16 protein-coding genes are annotated in these 21,478 nt (G+C 50.5%); all 16 read right to left on the reverse strand.

The genetic code is table 11. The features are described from left to right. Positions 1-173 precede the first annotated feature (173 nt). The gene (locus tag EV209_RS06395) at positions 174-2,012 is read right to left on the reverse strand and encodes an RHS repeat domain-containing protein (protein WP_130434262.1); all 1,839 of its coding nucleotides are present in this window, start codon (positions 2,010-2,012) and stop codon (positions 174-176) included. Between the two features lie 215 nt (positions 2,013-2,227). After that, positions 2,228-2,788, reverse strand: coding sequence for a hypothetical protein (locus EV209_RS06400; protein WP_130434264.1), 561 nt, complete (start codon positions 2,786-2,788; stop codon positions 2,228-2,230). Positions 2,789-2,915: 127 nt separating this feature from the next. After that, positions 2,916-8,246, reverse strand: coding sequence for an RHS repeat-associated core domain-containing protein (locus EV209_RS06405; RefSeq protein ID WP_279387337.1), 5,331 nt, complete (start codon positions 8,244-8,246; stop codon positions 2,916-2,918). Next, positions 8,170-9,579 (reverse strand): hypothetical protein, encoded by a 1,410-nt coding sequence (locus EV209_RS16625; RefSeq protein ID WP_243647523.1) that lies wholly within the window; start codon positions 9,577-9,579, stop codon positions 8,170-8,172. The genes EV209_RS06405 and EV209_RS16625 overlap by 77 nt, the downstream gene beginning before the upstream one ends. A gap of 648 nt (positions 9,580-10,227) precedes the next feature. Beyond that, positions 10,228-11,250: a DUF2804 domain-containing protein gene (locus EV209_RS06410; RefSeq protein ID WP_130434268.1), complete on the reverse strand. Its 1,023-nt coding sequence runs from the start codon at positions 11,248-11,250 to the stop codon at positions 10,228-10,230. An 18-nt stretch (positions 11,251-11,268) separates the two neighbouring features. Then, positions 11,269-12,633 carry an MATE family efflux transporter gene (locus tag EV209_RS06415; RefSeq protein WP_130434270.1) on the reverse strand — a complete coding sequence of 455 codons (1,365 nt, stop codon included), beginning with the start codon at positions 12,631-12,633 and terminating at the stop codon, positions 11,269-11,271. Beyond that, positions 12,623-12,925 carry a Dabb family protein gene (locus tag EV209_RS06420; protein ID WP_130434272.1) on the reverse strand — a complete coding sequence of 101 codons (303 nt, stop codon included), beginning with the start codon at positions 12,923-12,925 and terminating at the stop codon, positions 12,623-12,625. Before EV209_RS06420 ends, EV209_RS06415 begins: the two co-directional genes overlap by 11 nt. 54 nt (positions 12,926-12,979) lie before the next feature. Next, positions 12,980-13,660, reverse strand: a complete 681-nt coding sequence (locus EV209_RS06425; RefSeq protein WP_130434274.1) for a YkgJ family cysteine cluster protein — start codon at positions 13,658-13,660, stop codon at positions 12,980-12,982. Continuing rightward, on the reverse strand, positions 13,657-15,768 hold the full coding sequence (locus tag EV209_RS06430) for a HelD family protein (protein ID WP_130434276.1): 2,112 nt from the start codon (positions 15,766-15,768) through the stop codon (positions 13,657-13,659). The genes EV209_RS06425 and EV209_RS06430 overlap by 4 nt, the downstream gene beginning before the upstream one ends. A 102-nt stretch (positions 15,769-15,870) precedes the next feature. After that, the gene (locus tag EV209_RS06435) at positions 15,871-16,125 is read right to left on the reverse strand and encodes a DUF3781 domain-containing protein (protein ID WP_130434278.1); all 255 of its coding nucleotides are present in this window, start codon (positions 16,123-16,125) and stop codon (positions 15,871-15,873) included. A gap of 211 nt (positions 16,126-16,336) precedes the next feature. Next, positions 16,337-16,612, reverse strand: coding sequence for a zinc ribbon domain-containing protein (locus tag EV209_RS06440; RefSeq protein WP_130434280.1), 276 nt, complete (start codon positions 16,610-16,612; stop codon positions 16,337-16,339). A gap of 58 nt (positions 16,613-16,670) precedes the next feature. Continuing rightward, a complete protein-coding gene (locus tag EV209_RS06445; RefSeq protein ID WP_130434282.1) occupies positions 16,671-17,594 on the reverse strand; it encodes a helix-turn-helix transcriptional regulator in 924 nt (307 codons plus the stop codon). Next, positions 17,591-18,244 carry a pentapeptide repeat-containing protein gene (locus tag EV209_RS06450; protein ID WP_130434284.1) on the reverse strand — a complete coding sequence of 218 codons (654 nt, stop codon included), beginning with the start codon at positions 18,242-18,244 and terminating at the stop codon, positions 17,591-17,593. The genes EV209_RS06445 and EV209_RS06450 overlap by 4 nt, the downstream gene beginning before the upstream one ends. A gap of 81 nt (positions 18,245-18,325) precedes the next feature. Continuing rightward, positions 18,326-19,174 carry a tocopherol cyclase family protein gene (locus EV209_RS06455; RefSeq protein WP_130434286.1) on the reverse strand — a complete coding sequence of 283 codons (849 nt, stop codon included), beginning with the start codon at positions 19,172-19,174 and terminating at the stop codon, positions 18,326-18,328. Further along, positions 19,158-20,609: an FAD-dependent oxidoreductase gene (locus tag EV209_RS06460; RefSeq protein ID WP_330520862.1), complete on the reverse strand. Its 1,452-nt coding sequence runs from the start codon at positions 20,607-20,609 to the stop codon at positions 19,158-19,160. Before EV209_RS06460 ends, EV209_RS06455 begins: the two co-directional genes overlap by 17 nt. 78 nt (positions 20,610-20,687) lie before the next feature. Then, complete coding sequence (locus tag EV209_RS06465; protein WP_130434290.1) at positions 20,688-21,446, reverse strand: MerR family transcriptional regulator; 759 nt, start codon at positions 21,444-21,446, stop codon at positions 20,688-20,690. Positions 21,447-21,478 lie beyond the last annotated feature (32 nt).

Raw genomic sequence — 21,478 nt, forward strand, 5'->3', positions numbered from 1 at the left:
TATGGATAAAAACCATTTTTTATCTTTTGATAGTTTTTGAACATTGAGGCGTTAATAAATTTTTAACGCCTCAGTTAAAAATATATTTTATAATTCAGTAAAATTCAAGAAAAAATCATCGGTACCTAAAAGAATAAATGTAAGTTAAGGAATTACTGTTATGTACCAAGATTTTATAATCTAAACTTCCATGGATATCCATGAAGTCTTCCTTTTCCTTTATGAACCCTTATTACCCTTCCATCAGAAGCGACTCCAATGCGTATACTTCCATCTGCCCTATCTGGAATACCATTATTCCATGCTTCTTGAGTTTGTTTTACTCCCGTCTCCCCTTCATTCCACTGAGACTTCCCTTTATCATTATTAGGATGGCCTGGAACATGTTTTCCCTGTTGTCCCGCACTCACTGGAGGTGCATCAGGAATTTCTGATACGTCCCCCTGATGTGGTAAATTACTTGTATTTTTCTTCTTAGTTGAGCATATAATAGCGCCAATCCCAAGTACCCCAGCTCCAATGATATATACGGCATCTCCTATCGGCAGTGGCCCATCCGCACCACTAAGCCACCACATACTACCGGTCCACCATTCAAAAACAAGAGCTGCATCTTCTCCGTTCCAATCTAAATATATAGTTGGTTTGTTGTCGCAGTAGGCAAACAGATTTTTCTCTGTTACCTCCATCGGGCTTGCCGTCAGCACCGAGCTCGTATCCGCACTGATAAACCGCCCCACCACCGGATCATAGTACCGGCTCTGCAGATAATACAGCCCGCTCTCCTGGTCGTAGTAGTACCCTCTATAACGGAACGGGTTCGCCACTCCCACACTCCACTTCAGCTCTCCCGTGGTCGGCAGCACCTTCCCCCAGGCGTTATACTGATAGCTTACCACCTGCTTCCCTGTCCTGTCAATGATTCCGATGATATCCAGCTGCGCATTCCTGATGTAGTAATACCTCGTCCCGTTATACTCCAGGCCCATCAGGCTGCTGTTCTCATCATACAGGAAGTCCAGACGTTCCTTCCCCTTCTTCATGCTCAGGATCTGGCTCCCGTTCAGCACATACTCCGTCTTTTCTCCTCCCACGGTCTTGCTGGTTCGGTTCCCGTCCACATCGTAGGTATAGGATACTTCCCCTTCCCCTCCCTGGATTCCCGACAGCCGTTTTCCTGCCTCCCAGGTGAAGGTCCTTCCCCCCGTCCACTTTGTGGCGTTTCCGCTCCCGTCATAAGTAATCGGCGCCCCGTTGTAGGAGGTCAGCAGGTCCTTCCACCCGCTGTTCTGATACCCGTAGCTGTCGGTGGATACGGGCGTCTTCCCTTCCAGGCTTCCTGTGGTGTAGGCGTAGTGCTTCTTTGTCAGGATGTTCCCGCCGGTGTCATAGGCATAGGTCACGGTCTCATTCTTTCTCACGTCGTTTTCACGCACCAGCTGGTTCTGGCCGTCATAGGCGTAAGACTGGATCAGCGTCCCGTTCTCACGGATCTCCGTGATGTTGTTCATGGCGTCATACTGGTATTCCAGGCTGCTGCTCCCATTGGTCATCTTCTCCGGCAGGATCGTGGTATTCCCCGAAGGGCCCGCCTTGTACTCCCAGGTGGTCTGATACCCGCCCGCATCCTGGTAGGTCTGGGATATGCGCCTCTGCAGGCCGTCCGTACCATAGGACAGCACTGCGGTACCGTTCACACGGATCTCTTTGATCTGGCTCTTGTTGTTCTTTTCTGTCCCGTACACATACTGGGTCTTCAGGCTCTTCCCGTCCGCCACAGTGGTCAGGGAATCCATCCGGTTCACTCCATCATAGGTGATCCGCAGCTCTGCCTGGCCGCCCAGGCCGGTCAGACGGCCTAACGTATCATAGTGGTACTGGATCCCTTCCGGGCACTCCGGCGTGATCTGGCGGTACAGCCTCCCTTCCCCGTCATAGATGTTGGTGCAGACAGTCTTGTCCCCGATCTTTACGGATTTCAGCCGCTCATACTGGTCATACTGATAGCTCACCTTCTGGCCGTTCCCATAGGTGGTCTGGGACAGCTCCCCGTTGTTTGTCAGGTACTGGTGGGTGAGCAGGGTCTGCCCTCCCGCAGAGATGCTGATGCTGTTTCCAAAGCTGTCATAATTCAGAAAGCGATACCCCTGACCGAGATATCGCTTCCGAACTAAGTACTATAACGTATATTTCGTATGTTCAAAGATCTTTTCTCTTATATGTTTTTTTATAATGTAACCTCCTTTACACAATTAATCATCCTTGGCTCATAATACCTCAGGCATCTTATGGTTTCTTCGTTTTTAGGAATACAGATCACACGGCGCTTTCGGTTATTTTGGATTGCTTGATCTTTTTCATCATAGATATGATTATTATATTTAGGGTCAATAGACAATACAAAAAACTTTGCTTCACGATACTTCCACCTATTCCATACATGAACTAACAATGTGCTTTCTTTCAATAATTTTATTTCTTCCCATTTGAATTTTTTTTTGATAAATGGTAATTTACAATCCAGCCTAACTCCGTATTCTTCTAATATATAAATTGAATAGTATTCTAAACTAAAAAGACTTAAAAGAAAAAAGAGTAGTATATACGTTATAGCAAATATCATTGCATCTTTAATTGAACCTCCATTCATCAATCCCTCTATGATTATCCAAATAAAAACACCACCCATAAGGCACATTAGTATCATTGCAGTCTTTTGTACTTTTAATTTTTCTTCTCCATACACAGGTCCATATGTGTATTTTTCACTTTTCTGTTTAAAATTCATAGATGTTAATCTTCCCTCCTCGCAAATCCATATTTATAAAAGACTTGGAAGTGATATCCCCGGCAAGAATATCACTTCCCAACCGCGTACTATAATTTATATCTTTTTACAACAAATATCTTCTTTTTTACCAGATATATGCCACCATTCCTCCCTTCTTCACTATTCCATTTTTGTGATAACTGGCTCTTAGCAAATTATTAGCAGCTTCTGCAAATGAAACATACTCAGCCGCAGCATTTCCATTGCCACTAGATGGCGATGTGTCTCTAATAGAAGCTTGTGCCTCAGGCGTAAAATACATTGCAGTTTGCCCAACATCAATTGTGCCATCTATTACGCTTCCCGGAATTGCTCCAAGTGCTTTTGCGGCTATTCCTTCCCCTTGTAGTGCAAAAGGTAACTCTAGGCTCATATCCATAAGAACATCTGCTGTAAATAGCGCCCAATCCATATTATCAAGATTACCATTTAGTAAATATTCATAATACAGATCAGACGTAAATGTTGCAGCACCTCTTCCTGCAATTGGATGTCCACCAATAGTAAAAAGATATCCCACGGCACCCCCTGCACATCCTGCCTTGAACCCTTTCCAAAAATCTTGACCGCACATTTCTGCCGAAACTCCCATACTTACACCTGATATTGCTGAAACCAGCAAACCGGCTCCTATTATAAGACCTATTATCTGCCCATTCGGATCAGAAAAATTTATCGGATTATTATTGCAATACACAAACAGATTTTTCTCTGTCACGTCCATCTTCCTGGCAAGGAGCACTGCCGCTGTATCCGCGCTGATGAAACGGCCGACTACAGGGTCATAATACCTTGTTTGGAGATAGTATAATCCTGTCTCCAAATCGTAGTAGTAACCCTTAAATCGAAATGGATTCGCTCTTCCTAATGTAGTCGCCAGGCTTCCGGTAACCGACAAGACTCGTCCCCAGGCATCATATGTATATTTAACCACCTGAGTCCCTGTTTTGTCAATCAATCCAATCACATCCGACTGGGCATTTCGAATATAATAATACCTGCTTCCATTATAATCCAGACCTGTTACTTTTCCTTCTTCATCATACAGAAAGTCCATTTGTTCATTATTTTTCTTTTGCCCAAGAATCTGACTTCCTGATAGATAATAGACTGTCTTTACTCCACCAACTGTTTTACTGGTTCGATTTCCATCGACATCATAAGTGTAGGAAATTTCCTGGCCTGCTCCTGTAACGCTGGCTAAAAATTTTCCGGAAGTCCAGGAAAAACCGATATTGCCACGCCATTTTACCGCATTTCCGCTTCCATCGTAGGATATGCTTCCTCCATTATAAGATTTCAGCAGATCTTTCCATCCATCCGTCTGATATCCATAGGTATCCTCTGACTTTAACGTTTTTCCTTCCAAACTTCCTGTCGTATACTCATAATGCTTCTTTGATAACAAATTGCCTCCGGTATCATAAGAATAGACAGTACTTACTCCGGTTCTGACATCGTTTTCCCGGATCATCTGATTTAGGCTATCATATTCATAAGACTGGGTCAAAGTTCCATTTTCTCTCACTTCTATTACATTATTCATGGAATCATATTTATATTCCAGCTTATCATTACCATTGATGATTCTTTCTGGAAGGACTGTTGCATTTCCACTCATTCCATCTTTATATTTCCAGCTGGATTTATACCCGCCCGCATCTGGATAGGTTCTCGATATATGACGCTGTAGTCCATCCATTTCATAAGAAAGAATCGGTATTCCATTTACTTTTATTTCTTTTAGCTGGCTTCTGTTACTGGTTTCTGCCCCATAACAGTATTGTGTTGATGTGGTTTTCCCTTCGATAATGGTTGTTACAGTATCCACCCGATTTATTTCATCATATTTAATTCTAAGTTCTATATTTCCACTAAGCCCAATCAGACGGCCTAACGTATCATAGTGGTACTGAATCCCTTCCGGACACTCCGGCGTGATCTGGCGGTACAGCCTCCCTTCCCCGTCGTAGATGTTGGTGCAGACGGTTCTGTCCCCTTGCTTTACTCTTTTTAACCGGCCATTCGGGTAATACTCATAACTCATGTTTTGACCATTTCCATAAGTTACCTTTGACAGTTCTCCATTATTCGTCAAGTACTCATTTGTCACAAGCGTCTGGCCTCCTGCTGAAACAGAAGCGGTATTTCCAAAACTGTCAAAATTTAGTTTGTAGTCAAAACCATTATGACGGACCATAGTAATGATACCCGCCGCGTCATACTGATACTCCACTACGGAATTTCCCCCGCTCCCCTGGCGGCTCACGCTGGTTAACCGGTCATTGACGCTGTTCCACCCATAGTTCGTTGTCCCTCCCGGGTCTGTCTGGCTGGTCTTTAGCCGCAGGTTCCCGTCATACCCATAGGTGATGACCGTCCCGTCGCTGGCTGTTGTCTTCGTCAGCTGCTTCCCTGCGGCGTCATAGGCCAGGCTCCCCTGCATCTGCAGGCTCCCCCCTCCTGTGATCTTCACCTGGGTGGGGTTCCCGTACCCGTCATTGGTGAACTGGTAAACCAGCCCTTCCGAGCTTTCCGCTCTGGTCAGGTTCTTCTTCTCATCATAAGTATAGGTGAATTCCGTCCCCACCGGGTCCACCACTTTGGTCAGGTTGTCTTTCCCGTCATACTGGAACCGGCTCTGTTCCTGCGCCTCCACGGCGGAAATCAGGTTCCCCTTGCTGTCATACACATAGGTGGGCGCATCGTCTTTGCACATCTGGAACCCGTCAAAGTACGCCTTGTTGTAGTTGTTGTCGTAGAACACATACACATCGATCCGCAGGTACTTCCGGCTGGTGGACGCATTCTGGTCGTCGGTATTGATGATCCCGCTGACATACTGCCATCCGTCCACATAGTAGTTGTAATCCAGTTCCACCCACTTGGGATCTCCGGAATCATACAATACCGCGGCCGCCAGGCTCACCCGGGTATCCGGGATCGCATCCAGCTTCGCCCAGCCGCTTAAGGTATACACATCCCCCTCCCGGCCGCTCACCTTCACCTGCTGGCACAGATGTTTGCTCTGCGCCGGGTCTCCGGTCATGGTATAGCTCTGGCTCCCTTCCCACTTCTGGGCGCCGCTCACTGCTTCGCTCCCCTGGCTGCTCCCGCTTCTGATCCACCCGTAGGCGCTTCCGCCGCTCCCTGTTTCAAACCCGCTGTTGGTCAGAAGGTTATACCGGTTGGCCGCCTCTCCTTCTTCCAGCTGGATGTTGTCAAACCAGGCTTCCCCGCTGCACCCCTCCAGGCCTCCGTTGATGCTCACGGTGTTCTGGCTTTTTCCCGTGGTGAAGGTCACGCTTAATCTCTGCCATCCATCATCCACCGCGCTTTCCGTGGTCCCCTTCAGGGCCCTGGAATAGGCTTTGCTCCCGTTTAAGTCATCCGCCACCAGGTAGGCCCCCCGGCCGTTTCCGCTGACGTTCTTTGTTTTCACATAGGCGGACAGCGTATAGGTGGTCCCGGGCTTCACGCCCAGACGGGAAAACCACTCCCTTCCTCCTGCCGCGGTCCCTTTATACAGCTTAAAGGAGGACAGGTCCAGGAATCCCGTTCCGGCGTCCACCGCCTGGCTCCCTTCATCCCCGCCGAAGCTCCATACGTCAAAGTAGGACCAGCCGTCATGGGCCCCTCCGTTTAACGCCAGGTTCCGCACCGTCTTCTGCATGGACCCTTCGGTCTCCAGCTTGTTGGCTTTCGACCCTTCGCTGTAGAACCGGTAATTCGCCGCAGCCCCTTCCTCATCGTGCAGGTCCACGGTCCTCCCGTAGGAATCGAAATGGTAGGTGGTCACCTGGTTGTCCGCCGTCCCCTCCAGGGCCCCGTCCGGGCCGCAGCCGGTAAATACCGTGGTCCCCACCGACGGGTATTCGATCTTCATGCTCCTGCCTGTGCTGTTTCCGCTGCTCTCATACACCCTGCTGACCTGGGGCACCCCCATATCCAGCACGTATTCATAGTTCACCTGGTAGCCGTCCGCGGACCGGGCCCCGCTCAGCCTCCCTCCCCCGTCGTAGGAGTACTTGCTGCTGCTCCCGTCCGGATAAGTGACGGAGGTCAGCTTTCCGGAGGCGTCATAGCCGTACCGGATGCTCCTCCCCGCCTCATCCGTGATGGAGGACAGGTGACGGTACCCTTCCGTATAGTGGAAGCTCAGCATGTTCCCCGAGGCGTCCTGCATGGTGCTCAGGTAATTCCCGTCGTTATGGGGGGAGTAATTCATGGACACGGTGTTCCCGTTTAAGTCCTGGAACCGGCGCAGCTTCCCCCAGATGTCAAACACCATCCGGTTCCCGTCTTTATCCTCTATGATCCGGTACAGGTCATTGTTGGAGGAGCTCTCCTGGATGATGGTCAGGCCCAGCCCGTCCTCATCGATCAGCTTGTTGTTGTCTTTGTAGAAGTAGTGCTTCGTCCCGTCCCCGTCCAGGTACACATACAAAAACCCGTTTTCCTTGATCTTTCCTGTGGTGGGCTCCAGGCTCTGGTACTTGTCCAGGGTCCACCCTTTCCCGTAGCGGTCGTCTTTATCCAGGTTCGCCGCGTTATAGATATGGGACACCCCTGCGCTCATCCGCAGGCTGGTGGTCTGGGTATCCCCATGGACAAAGACCAGGTTCCCGTTAAAGTCGCAGACATACCCGGTCCCCGCCGTTCCCGCCTGCTGGGTGTGGGTGGACCAGTAGCTTTCCAGCCCCAGGGCGTTCCGGTAGAAGAAATAGCCTGTGGGGTACAGGGCGCTTGGCACATCCGGCTTGCTCCCGCTCACAAAGGACACATTCCCCGGCGTGCTCTCATTGGCCAGGGTCAGCACCAGCCCCTTGTTGCTGCTCCCTTCCCGGTACCACTTCTTGATCACCTTGGTCACGTTGATATATTTCTGACGGTAGATCCCTCCTAAGGGCGCCATGGTGGACCAGTCCAGGACCGGGCCCGCCTGCCCGATGGCCGGCTGGCTGTTCCAGGTGATGCTGTTGTTCCACGCACTTCCCGGCTCTCTGGCCACGATATAAAAGGGCGCGTCCCCGTTGGAGGAAAAGCTTCCGCAGTAGTAATAGATCCTGGCGTCATAGATGGCGTCCCCGGGCTCCAGCTGCGGGAATCCCAGAAAACGGATATACCCCCGCATCAGCCCGTAGGAGGTGCTGTCATTTCCTACGTTGAACTTTCCATAATCGCTGAAGGAGGTCCCGGGCATCCGGGAGGACACAAAGGTATCCTGGATGTTCTGGTAGGAATCAGTCACGGTGATGGGGTCGATCACCACCGGCCAGGCCCTTTCCTCTTCCAAAAGCCAGCTCTCTTCCACCCGGAAGGATAGCCTGGTGCGGGATTCATCCACTGGTTCCAGCACATAGGAGACCCCGTCGCTGTACGCACCTTTGCTGTCCTCCAGAAACGGCGCCTGCATGGTATACACCACTTCTCCGGTCTCCCGGTCCGTCACCCTCAGGCTTCCGTCTTCTTCTTTTTCCATCGCACAGCCGGTATGGTCGATCAGGAAACGCAGGGCGCTGATCTCTGCTTCCGCGTTCTTTAAGGTGATGTTCTCTTTCAGCGTTTTGGCATCCAGGACATCTGCAGGTCAATGCCGGCAGGATCTCCCGGTACACCCCTCCGTCCTCCAGGTTCAGCACCGCGCTCATTTCCTGGTTATAGGCTTCTTTCTCTTCTTCTGTTTCCGGGAAGGCGCTGCCTGCCTGGTATAACGCAGGCTGCCCCGGTACCCTGCGCCACTGAAACTGCGGCGCTTCCTGCTCCTGCTTCTGGAACGGGGCGTTCTTCAGTCCCGCCGCTTCTTCTGCCGTGGGTTCCGCTGCGGATTCCAGGGGCACATCCGTCCCGGTCTCAGCCATGGTTTCCCCCTCTGTCCCGGTGGAATCTGCCGCTCCTGTCTCCCTTTCGCTTTCCCGGACCGGCTCTGCGGAGGTCCCGGCTGCCTCTTCTTTCGTGGTCTCCAAAGCAGGGGCCGGACCCCCGGTTTCTTCCTGGTTCTTCTCTCCGGCCTCAGACGCCGCTTCTTCTCTGGCCCTGCCGGATAACTCCTTACCGGGAAGCCCCTTCTTCTGATCAGATGCCGCTCCCGCTTCCTGCTCAGGCTCTGCCTTTTCCTGCTCTCCGCCCTCTTCTGACAGGACTTCTTCCGAAGCCGGCTCCCCGGAAGTCCCTTCTCCGGAGCTGCTCTCTCCCGCAGCGCCCTCAGTTCCTTCCCTGCTTCCGGTTTCCTCCGTCCCTTCCTCCCCGTTCCCGGCGGACAGCTTCCAGGACAGCTCCTTTCCGTCGTTTGAGATGGACACCAGCTTTTCTGCCAGCGCCTCCCCGGCCAGGCGGATTCTTACATCCGATGCGGTATTCTGGTAATACTCCTTCCCATCCTCCCCTTCTGTCTTCTCCAGGCGGTTGTCAATCTCTTTCCATTCCCCTTCTTCCTCGTAATGGACCGGTTTCCCGTACACCACCGCAGCTCCCGAGCCGTCCTCCATGACGAAATGCTTCACCCCTTCGTCACGCCGCTCAAAGTCCTCCTCCAGGATATAGTGCTGCTGGCTCTTCTCCTTATCCTTCTCCTCCAGATAGGAAAGCGGGTCCACCGTAAGGTTCTGCGTCCGGTCGAACTCCTCCGATGGGATGTAGCGTTTGATCAGGTCTGCATTCACCTGGACCGTGTCCAAAGACAGGCTGGTGATCCATACGGATATCGCCAATACGGCTGCGGTCATTCGTCTCTTCCAATGTTTTCTCATTTTCCCCGGTATCCTTTCTTTTTCTTCCTCTTGTATTCCGGCCTCTCCCGCCGGATGCTCCGCGCTCCACTGCTCCCTTAGCTCTGCACCGGAATCCGCCTCCCCCCTGGTTTGATTCTGAAACCGCCCTTTCCCGCAACTTCATGCCGGGCTCCTCCGGCAATCGGGAGAATTTCTCGGGATGGTCTTATGGTAAAAAGAAGTCCGCTTACGGACTTCTCCGCCTGCGGCGGGTCGAATAAGCGACATGTTTCCGCTCCGCCGCAGTGCGTTCCTCCGCGGAGCGGTTTTATTTCATAGGTGCTCTTTCCTATGAAATAAAAAGGGCATAAAACAGTACTCAAAACTTCTTTTCATCCGTTTCAAATACACTATTTTATGCCTGATCTTCCAAGTCACTTTTCTGTCAGCAAAGGAATCCCTCCATGGGCTTCCTCCTCATTCTTCTTCGCGCTGTTTCGACAATTTCTGCAATTCATCCCGCAAAGGGGCCAGGCCCCTTGTGCGCTTCACGTTCTTTCTCATCACTTAAGTTCAGACTAGCACAGCTTTCGCTGGATGTCAAGTTTTTTTGCTTTTTCTACTGTAAATCTTATGGTTCGACACATTTCGACATCTTCAGTAACCCGCTCAACATCCAACATCCCATCAATACCTGTTATGTACCTTCTCCGCAAAACACAACATATCCCGGATCTCCAGCGCCGTCCCGTCGTCCAGCACAGCCTTTCCGCTCATTTTCCCAAAAACCTGATGCTGGTCAGTCTCAATCACGAGCGCGTTTGTCCTGGCGGCCCGGTCCAGCACCGGCTGAAAGTCCATCTCAAACCTTCCGTCACTGGAAGTGAAGGTCCATGGCTTCAGATAGCTGTCGGAGGGAATATGAAATACAATATCCTCCAGCTTATGGGCCCTTCCGTCATAGAAAAGCAGGTTTTCCGTAGCGGCGGAAGTATCCCCGAACCCATAGCCGATATTAAAACCAAAGGGCTTTCCGTTTACCACCGCATTGCCTGAACCCCAGTACCAGCAGTTATCATAAGTCCAGACACCCCGCCCCCAGTCCAGGGTGCCGAAATCCGTCTCCTCTGAAAACACATACGTCCTGCCGTCAAATTTCATGGAACCGGAGGCAGGCATACAGTTGATTTTCTGGTTATAATAAAAAGCTGTTTTCTTCTCGGAAAAAGGCGTTGCAATCACCATGGTATCCATTTGCGGCTGGCGCAGCAGAATATCACAGGAAAATGGCTTCCCCTGATAAAAATTCTGAAAATTGCACCGAATCCGCCGTCTCCCATTGCCCACGGAAAAAGTCATATGGAGACGCTTATCCCGATAAGTAACGTCCCCTTTCCCCGAGCTCTCCGGCATCTTCATCTTTCCCATGGGAAAGGGGTTCAGGATTGTTTCTGTATGTTCCCAGCCTTCTTTAAAATTCAGCAAGGATACGGACTGCAGCCCGATATACCCGTCGTCTGACAGGGTAAAGGCCCCTGCGAAGTCCTCGCAGAGCACCAGATAATAATCCCATTCCTTGATCCGGAATTTGGGAGCGCGGATCTTTCTTCTGCTGTACTCCCACAGCTGCTGCCTGGCCCATCCGGGTTCCCTCAGGCTCCCGTCTTCCTTCAATAAATCCATCCGCTTCACAACTTCATGATTCCTCATCGTAAACCCTCCCCATTGTCAGCGCACCTCCGCCGTTTTCCACTTCCCGGTCCGGTAGCGCAGATACGATATGATATAATTGGCTGTCCAGCCCACGGGAACCGCCATCCACACCGCGCTGATCCCCAGCACAGGCGCAAACAGATAAGCAAAGGCAACGCGGATGGTCAGGTTCACCAGGTTAGCCACCGTAAAGACAGACATGTCCCCGGCTCCCCGCAGCACCCCGTCTGTGCTCATCTTCAGCCCCAGCATAATAAAGAAAAAGCCCATAAACCGCAAATATCCTGTCCCTGTAGCCATAGCTTCCGCGGAATACTCCGAACCCAAAAACATGGAAATAATCGGCTCATAGAAAAATTCCAGGCATATCATAATAAACAGCGCAAAACCTGCAAGAATCAGATAGCTGATCCGATAGCCCTTCACCGCCCGCTCTTTCTGCCCGGCCCCAATATTCTGGGCCGTAAAAGTGGACACCGCGTTGCCCACCGCAATCAGAGGCACAATACACAGGCTCTCAATCCTCATGGCAGCGGAAAAGCCGGCCAGAGACGCGGAGCCAAACCCATTGACAACAGACTGTACCAGCATCATCCCCACAGAAACAATAGACTGCTGCAGAATCGAAGGCAAGGCGATTTTCAGCATTTTCCCAAAATAACTTCCGTCGAAGAGAGAAACAGTCCCATCCGCCGGATAAGCCTTCAGCTGTCTGCGCAGCACGAAGAAAGAAATCACTGCGGAAATCCCCTGGGCCAGCACAGTGGCCACAGCCACGCCCGCAACGCCCAGATCCAGCACGCAGACCATGAACAGATCTAGAATCACATTCAGCACAGAAGAAAAAATCAGGAAATACAGCGGGATTCTGGATTTTCCCAGGGAGTTAAACACAGATGCCAGCACATTGTACATGAACAGAAACGGCAGCCCCAGAAAATAAATTTTCAGGTAGAGCTGGGCCTGTCCGATCACATTGTCCGGCGTCTGCAGAGCCCGCATAATCCAGGGGCTCAGAAAGAATCCTCCCGCGCCCAGGACGATGCTGAAGATCAGGAAAGACAGCAGGGAAGTGCGCACTGACATCCGCAAATTCCGGTAATCCTTTGCGCCCAGATACTGGCTGGTCAGCACCGAGGCTCCCATCCCTCCTCCAATGGCTACAGATATAAAAACAGTGGTCAGCGAATAAGAAGCGCCCACCGCAGCCAGAGCATCCTCTCCCACAAAACGTCCCACAATCACGGAGTCCGCCATATTATAAAATTGCTGGAACAGATTTCCGATCAGGATCGGAAGCGCAAAGAAGAACAGTGATTTGCCGATGCTCCCCTGCAGCATATCTGTACCCCGGTTTTTCACTTGCCCCTTATCCTTCATAATCCAGGCACGCCCTCTGGCAGGTGAAGGGGCGCACATAGGCGTCGGCTACCGCCACATGGGCCGGATGCGCTCCATAAACAGCGATGTCCTCTGCTTTTTCCAAAGTCGTTACCAGCGCCATATCGTGCGTGCTGGAAGATATGGGCGAAGCGATGAATTCCACTGTCAGCAGGCCGGGAACCTTTCCAACCAGGCTTTTCAGGTTTTCTTCCATTCTGCGCAGCAGTTCCGGCCTTTCCTCCGCCGGGATGTGCTCTTTAAATTTCCACATTACAATATGATGTACCATGATTTTCTCTCCTTTTCTGATGTCTGTCAAGTATTCTCAGCCTTTAAATCTTGTTTACATCTCTGTTTCTTTCCATGTTTCCTGTCTGAAATGCTGAAGGCGGGAATAAAACTGCTGGTAAAAATTGTCTGCGCCGGAATAAGGTTTCAGGTAAAACAGCTGCAGGACAGCCAAATTCATTTTTCGCATTTCTGCTGAATCCTGCATACTCCTGACCTTTATTTTTACTTCGGAGACAAATCCATGCCAGCTCCGGACATATTTCTCATATTCTGCCAGATCCGGCGTGTCCAGCCACTTCTTTACTTTAATTTTGGCCCTGCTCTTTTTCCTGCATTCATGAATCTGAAGAAAATACCGGAAAGAATTTCCTTCATAATATCTCCCCAGAGGAAACAAGCGGCAGATACCGGGCCTGGCGATATGAATTCCGCACCTGCCCTCTTCATTTAAAAATACGCAGGCATTTTCTGAACCCACCGTCGGCAGGTGCGGCAGAATCATCCCCTCTTCTACATGCAGATCAATTATTTTAGAATTAAGCAAGTCCTCCGGCGTCCGGCCAAGATGCCGGGATATCCGGTCAAAATCAAACGGATCCAGAACTACAGTATCTCCCATGTTATGGCAGCAGGCAGAGCAGCCTTCGCAGCCCCCGCAGTCCGCCTTCACCAGATCGTCAGGCCCGTAAAGCCTGCCGTCCGAGATTTCTTCCAGGCTTCCCTCTCTCTTCATCTTGTCTCTTCCTCTCCCTTTTCACCGTATTCGTACATATGCAGCTCATGCAAAGCTCTGGTGGCGCAGATATATCTGGCCTGCCGGTAGAGCCCATCTGTCTTCCCGCTGTCAAAAATCCCGATCACCCTGTCAAACTCCAGGCCCTTGGCCAGATAAAATGAAGTGACAGTCACGCCTTTACGAAAAACTGTGCTGTCCCGGTCCAGATAGGAAAAGCGGTTTTCGAGATCAAAGCCCGAATTCCCCAGCCGCGCCTTCAGCCAGGAAGCCGCGCGGGCTGCCTCTTCTTCTGTGGCAGCAATTACCGCCGCAGTCTCGTAATTTTCCTGTTCCGCCAACCAGGGCAGCGCAGCCTCCAGAGCCTCTTCCCGGTCAGAAAAGGATTTTTCTTCCACCGGCGCGCCGTGGCGCTCCACCAGCTCTATGCCGGAAATCCCTGCCGCTTTGTTGGCGTATTCAGCGATCTCCACGGTATTGCGGTAGCTCTTATTCATCACGATTTTCCGCATCTGTTTTCCAAATATCCCGGGAAGGAAAGCTGTCACGTCCTGTTCCTGCTCTTCTATCGTCTGGGCCTTGTCTCCCAAAATTGTCATCCCGCAGGGAAACAATTTGTCCAGAATGGTATACTGAGGGAAAGAATAATCCTGCATTTCATCCACCACCAGATGCCGAATCTCTTTGCGCCCGCTGTTTCCAAACAGCCTGTATTTCAGATACAGAACCGGATAGACGTCTTCATAGCGAAGTTTTCTCTGCTCTGCAGGCACATCCGGCAGAGAATCCATTCCCTGCTGCTTCAGAAACCTGTTGTATATCGTGTAAACATCTCTGGTTTCATACATGGCCGCAAACTTCTCCTTCAGTCCCGCCAGCTCCTCCTCCGTCAGATCGCTGCCCCGCAGCGTCTCCCATTCATCTACAAAACGTTCCTGCACTGCCTCCATCCTTGATAAAAGAGGGATATCCAGAAATTTCCCGTAAAACAGCCGGATCATCTGGCCGGAATCCATGGAATATCCCCGGACAGACAGGTCTGTAAACTCCACCAGCTCTTCTTCCAGCGTCAGCGCGTAATAATCCAGCGCCTCAACAAAATCCTCCGATTGCTTATTCCGGCAGTTCTCCTGTTCTCCGGGGTCCGCCAGACACCTTTCGATCTGGTCGTACCGGTCCTCACAATCCGCTGCGATTCCCCGCAGTTCCCTGTAAGCGAACAGGTCAAAACTCATTTCCCGGATATTTTCTTCCCCCAGTTCCGGGAGAATATGAGAAATATAATCCGAAAACACACTGTTCGGAGAAAGCACCAGCACGTTGGAAGATTTCAGCTTGTTTCGGTTGTGGTACAGCAAATAGGCGATCCTGTGCAGGGCAACGGAAGTTTTCCCGCTGCCGGCAGCCCCCTGGATCACCAGAATTCTGTCTTTCGTGTTGCGAATGATCGCGTTCTGCTCCCGCTGGATGGTGCGCACAATATTTTTGAGCCGCACCTCTCCCCCTGCGCCCAGCTCTGCCATCAGGATTTCATCATCTATTTTCAGGTCGCTTTCAAAACCATAGATCAATTTCCCGCCGCGGATCTTATACTGCCAGCGGGAAACAAGCTCCCCGCTCATCTCTCCCCCCGGAGCCTGATAAGAAGCCGGCCCCTGGTCATAGTCGTAAAACAGGCTGGAAACAGGAGCCCTCCAGTCAAAAATCAGAGGAACGCTCCCGGTTTTTTCAGAAAAATTCCCGATGCCGATATAAAACCTCTCCGCTTCCTCTTCCCCTTCATAAATAAAATCCACTCTTCCAAAATAGGGAGAATCCAGCATTTTCCGAAAACGCCGTTTCAGCTTCAGCTGTTCTTCATTGGCGTGCATCTGCTGAAACAAAGCTTGCTGGTTATCAAAATTTTCATATCCATACTGGTCCATTTCTGAATAATTTTCCCAGTAATATTCATGCATTTCTTCCACTTCCCTGGCGCCTTCTTCCAGGGAAGAGTTCAGCTGCCGGATTCTGGCCCGCAGCTTCTCCAAAACTTCCTGCAGAAATCCGTCCCCGCTTTCACTCTGCTCTTTTTCCGGCAGATCTCTGTTCTCTGAACCCAGCTGCATCTGATCACCTCATTAAAGATTTTAACCTTTATTATATCCCACCTGGGCGAGAATTACAAGGCTGTATCAAGATACAACAGCAGCGCGATTTCGGATATATTGTTATATGTCCGAAACAGATCCCTTATGAGCTGTAATAATAGTAAAGCTATGCGCGTTGATAGTTATAATACAGCCTTCTATCATGACATACCAATTTTTCCCCCTTCTTCTGATTACTGCATTCGGGGAACTGGTTTTCACTTTACACCATTCCACCACATCCTCAAAATCCAAAGAGAGGTTCCTTTTGATCCGCACTGCGCCTAATTCCGTTGTATGCAGCTGCTCCAAATTGCTCAGTAGTTCATTATCCATTCAGTTTTTCTGCTCCTTTTCCTGAAATCACACGGTTATTGCGGCTGCAGGATAGTCTTTCCCCGGCTGTCCGTCGTCAGTTTGATTCTCTGCCGTTCTCCGCCCTACCTCTTTCACGTGAATGGAGGAGATAAAATGCCGGGAAAACAAAGTCTTTCGGCATTTTATCTCCTCAAATTTTTTCTGATATATTACAGAAATAAGACCCTCTCTACCTCTGATCCCTCCATCTGGCCAGCTGCGGCATCCAGCCCTCCATCTGCTTTCTGGCTTCTTCCTGATTGCCGAAGGGGAATCCGTTTTCCTCATTGAATTTCAAGTTGAGATTGATCATGTCTTCCATCTTTGCCTCCGGCCAGGTAAAAGCTCCTTTCTGATAGCAATAGCAGCAATATTCTCTGTTTTGTGACTGATCGGCATTGCTTCCGAAATCCTCCGGCTTCTCCATCGGCATCCCGCAGCTCTGACAAAATGTTTTGTTTTCCATTTCAATTTCCTCCTACTGTTTTTTCTATAGTATAAAGCATCAAAGCTGACATCTTCTGTCAGCTTTGATATATGTTTTTTATTTTTTCTGCCTCTTCTGCCAGTTCCCTGCGAAGCCATTCCGGTTCAAGCACACTTACATCGCTGCCAAAGGACAGCAAAAAACCTCTCACCCAGCGGCCCGGAGGAAAAGAGGCCTTTACCAGAAAACTGCCGTCCTGCAAACGCTCCGCGCCTTTGGGGCCAAAAAAATCCAGCACCTGAAATGCGACAGCTTCTGAAAAACGCAGCTTCATTTCTATAATTCCACGCATATCTTTTTCTGCATTGCCATAACCTCCATATTCATCCTGTAATTTGGGCGCAGGCCGCGGCTGAAAATGGCAGTCCTCCTGAATGAGTTCCTCCATTCTGCTCAGCCTGAACAGCCGCCATTCCTGCTTTTCCAGGCAAAAACCATATAAATACCAGTTTCCCCCTCTAAAATACAGCTTAGCCGGTTCTGTACGCCGTCTGCTGTGCACTCCCTCTGAGTTATAATAGTCAAAACTGAGCAGGCAGCCTGTCAGAATTGCCTGTTTGCAGGTCTCAAAATATATTTTTTCCCTGCGGCTGGCGTCCCAGCTGCCAAAATCCACTTCTACCCATTCCACCGGTCTTTTTTGAAACAAGCCGGCCACTCTGGAAATCACCTGGGAATCTTCATAGGCCCCCACCGCATTCATACTCTGAAGGCCCGCCAAAATATTCTGCTGATCCTCCTCGCTGAACAGGGAGCGGTCCAGGGAAAAGCCCTCCAGAAGCCGGATTCCCCCTCCCCGCCCCTGACTGGCATAGACCGGAATACCTGCAGAGGACAGCGCGTCCACATCCCGGTAAATCGTCCGCTTGGAAACTTCCAGCTTTTCTGACAGCCAGGAAGCTGTTAATTCTCCCCGTTCCAGCAGCAGATATAAAATCTGAAACAGCCTTCCGTTGTTCATGATTTGATCACCAGCCCCATCCGCCTGGACAGCTCCGCCGCCTGATACAGGTCTACCACAGCTCCCTTCAGCTCCGAGCAGTCATCCGACAGCACGAGATCCGAAATGTCACTGTCTGAAAAATCCATCCCCTGCAGCCTGGTCTTAAAAAAACTGGCATGGGAAAACTGCATCCGCTCCCAATGGACGGACTTGCATCTGCACTGGGTGAGATTCGCGCTGTTCATCTCCGTATCTTCCGCCCGGATATTCTCCAGCCTGCAGCCATCAAAATTAGCATAGCTCAGATTGCTTTCCCTGATTTCCATTCCCAGGATACTGCATCCCGCAAAGCTCGCGCCCACGCCTTTGCATTCCTGCAGCCTCACGCTGCGGAAAAATCCGTTGTTCAAATCACTTCCGGATAAATCACAGTTTTCAAATATCACATCTGTAAACTCACACCGTTCAAAACTGCAGTTCCAGAACCTGCAGTTTACAAACTTTACTCCAGCTGCCATAATGCCGGAGAAATCCAGCTGATCCGCAGTAATATCACGAAACAGCATACCTCTCAGCCGTTCCTCTCTCTCTTTGCATTCCAACAGCAGCTTTTCCCCTTCTGACACCGGGTTCAGATGCTCCGGAAGCACCGCAAATATCTGCTTCATTCATTTTCTCCTGTATTTCAGTCCCTAATAAAAATATTATAACTGATTACGCAGGAGTTTCCAACAGGAATCTGCTGTATTTTACCACTCCCCTTCAAAGCCTGCCCCATCGTCTGTAAAATCAAACAACTGTTTTCCTCCTTTGAAAAAACGGTATCTGACCAGGCAGGCGGCATTTTCATGGATTTTCCTCTCCATCCTGCCTTCCATTGGAGCGCTGAGAGGCTGGGGCGATCCATAAAGAAGTTCTGCGCTCAGCAGCTGGTCCTGCTGCGCTACCACCAGTTTCCTTTTATCCGCATAAATCACTCTGGCACCCAGATATGTGGCAAGGCGGTATTCTTTCTCTCCAATTCTGACAGCGCAGATGCACCCGTCAAACTGGAACTTCCCTATCGGGATGCTGGCGGCAGCAGCCATCAAATCTGCCTGCTGGTTGCAGCACTGCGTCCAGATATACCGTTCCGGAAAAGAATGACCCCTGTCCCCTTCTATATAACCTGTTCCGTCCCGGAACACATACTCCCTGCCGCCAAATCTGAGCCAGCCTGTGACTTTATGCCTGAGGCTGATCACACAATGGCGGCACTGCATACCCGGAAGGAAGCAAAATGGCCCCATGATATCATAGTCCAGCGGAGTGAGGCCGGAAAATTTCAGCACGCCCTCCAGGCTGATCTTTTCGCCCATGATCTTTATCCGGCAGCCTTTTTCTGAAAAAACACTGTTTCCCAGCTTCAGCCGGAAAGCATTCCTTTTTTTGCGGAGAACCCCTTTCTCAAAAGTCTCTTCCCAGGCGCCATGGTTGGTAATCACCTGCAGAGATGCGCCCGGATCTCCATTCTCTCCGGTATGAAGCGCCGGGATTAATGCAATGGTCTCTTTTTCGTTTTGCAGCTTAATATAATATCCTTCAAAATATGATTTCATGTTTCAGCTCCTCCTGTGCGGGATTGTCCAGAAGATGGCCCTGATAATTGAACCGGGAGCCGTGGCAGGGACAGTCCCAGCTTTTTTCAGCAGGATTCCACTCCAGCTGGCATCCCAGATGAGGGCAGGCGGCATGGACCAGATAGCATTTCCCTTCCTCATCCTTATAAACGCCGATTTTTTCTCCCTTATAGGAAACGATTCCCCCATGTCCGGGCTGAATATGCCCCAAAGTTTCTTTTGGGATCTGCAGAAACCTCCTGGATAAATCCTTTACAGCATGCACGCCATCTTTCAGGAAATTCCCGGCTGAAGCCCGAATGGTTTTCCTTTGAGGCGAGTATATTTCCTGGCAGGGATTTTCTCTGTGAAGAACTGCATCGGAGATAAGCTGCGCTGCCGCCATAGAGCTGGTCATCCCCCATTTCCCAAATCCTGTGGCCACATACCAGTGTGGTACTTTATTTGAGAATTTACCGATATAGGGAATCCCGTCCAAAGTCATGCAATCCTGGGCGGACCAGCTGGCCTGGAGACTGCAGGAGGGCCAGAGCTGGCGGGCCTGCTGATAGAGCACCTCATACTGCCCGCCCGCAGGATTTTCTCCGGTACGGTGCTGTCCCCCGCCCAGAACCAGATATTTGCCGTAACTTCGGAAAGACAGGCCGCCCGAATCAATTCCCAGATACATTCCATCTGGTTCCATCGCACCCTCCACGGCGATGCAATAACTTCTTTCCTGGTGCATTCTCATAAAATAATATCCGGGACGGATGGGAAAGGGATAATGCGTGGCAAAAATAACCGACCCGGCCCGGATATTCCCCCTGGATGTATACACCTGGTCTCCTTCCACGCGCAGGACATCCGTATGCTCATAAATCTTCAGCCGGCCGGCCAGAGCGTATAAAAACTGCAGCGGGTGAAATTGAGCCTGGCCGGAAAAACGCACCGCACCCCTGACCGGAAACGGAAGCTCTGTCTTTTCAACAAACTCGGAACGGATTCCTGCCGCGGCGGCGGCCCGTGCCTCTTCTTCCAGGCTTTTGCTTTCTTTTTCAGAATAAAGATAAGCCGGGCATTCCTTCCACCCGCATTGGATATCCAAATCCCTGATTAGGCTGCGGTACTGCGAAATTGCCTCTTCATTTGCCCTGGCATACAGCCAGGCAGCCTTTTGCCCCATTGTCTTTTCCAGTTTGCTGTAAATGATGCTGTGCTGGGAAGTGACTTTAGCCGTGGTATTGCATGTCTGGCCGCTGCCGGTGCGTCCTGCTTCCAGAACTACTGTCTGCACGCCCTGCTGATTCAGAAACCAGGCTGTCAGAACGCCTGCCAGCCCGGCTCCGATCACTACTGCTTCCGCTTTTTCCGGCAGCTGGGCGCTGCTTTCTGTTTTTAGCGGCTTTGCAGTCTGTTTCCAGATTGATTCCATTTTCATTAACCTCCTGTTCCTACTCTAAGCATGCCCCTTTTATAGGAAAACATGAATAGGCGGAGGCAAAACCTGATGTCAGCCGCAATATGCGTTCAGCGCATCACGTAAAAAACCAGCAGCTCCTTCTTTGATTTTGTCATAATAAGCCCTGAAACGTTCGTCCGCAGCATACATCTCTCCCATGGCCCGGTGGGCATCTAGGGAATATCTTCCTTTTCCCCAAAACATGGAGAGCCACTGGCCGTGCAGTTCACAGGCACGCCTTGCGTCCTCCCCAGCAGGATCTCCTGATTCCATGGCCTCTTTTAATACAGCCGCAAATTCCTGTTCCAGCTCCTGCTGTTTTTTCCAATCTTCTTCTGTCATCCCCATCAGCCTGGCATTGGAAGCCTCCACCGCCTCTTTTCCATATTTTTCCGCAATCTCCTCTCCGTACTTCTCCTCATTTTCCCGAAGCAGATCTCGTTTAAACCCTTCAAACTTTTCCTTATCGTTCATTTCTTCTCCTCTCAATGATTCCAGTGTCTTTCTGACATTTCCAATCAGAAGTTCCAGCTGGTTTTTCTTTTCTAGAAGAGCCTTCAGGTGGCCGCTTAAAGCTTTCTCCCTGTCAAATTCAGGATCTTTTACCAGCCGCCCGATCTCTTCCAGCGAAAGCCCCAGCTCTCGGTAAAACAGTATCTGCTGCAGCAGGTCCACCTGCACCTGCCCGTAGATGCGGTAACCGTTGAAGTTCACTCTTTCGGGCCTGAGTAAACCGATTTCATCATAATACCGCAGCGTCCGCCTGCTGACTCCTGATAATTCAGCCAGCTGATTTACCGTATATTCCATCCTGCCGCCTCCTTTCACATTCAGGATAAGGG

The sequence above is a fragment of the Cuneatibacter caecimuris genome, from assembly GCF_004216775.1.
GTDB classification, from domain to species: domain Bacteria; phylum Bacillota; class Clostridia; order Lachnospirales; family Lachnospiraceae; genus Cuneatibacter; species Cuneatibacter caecimuris.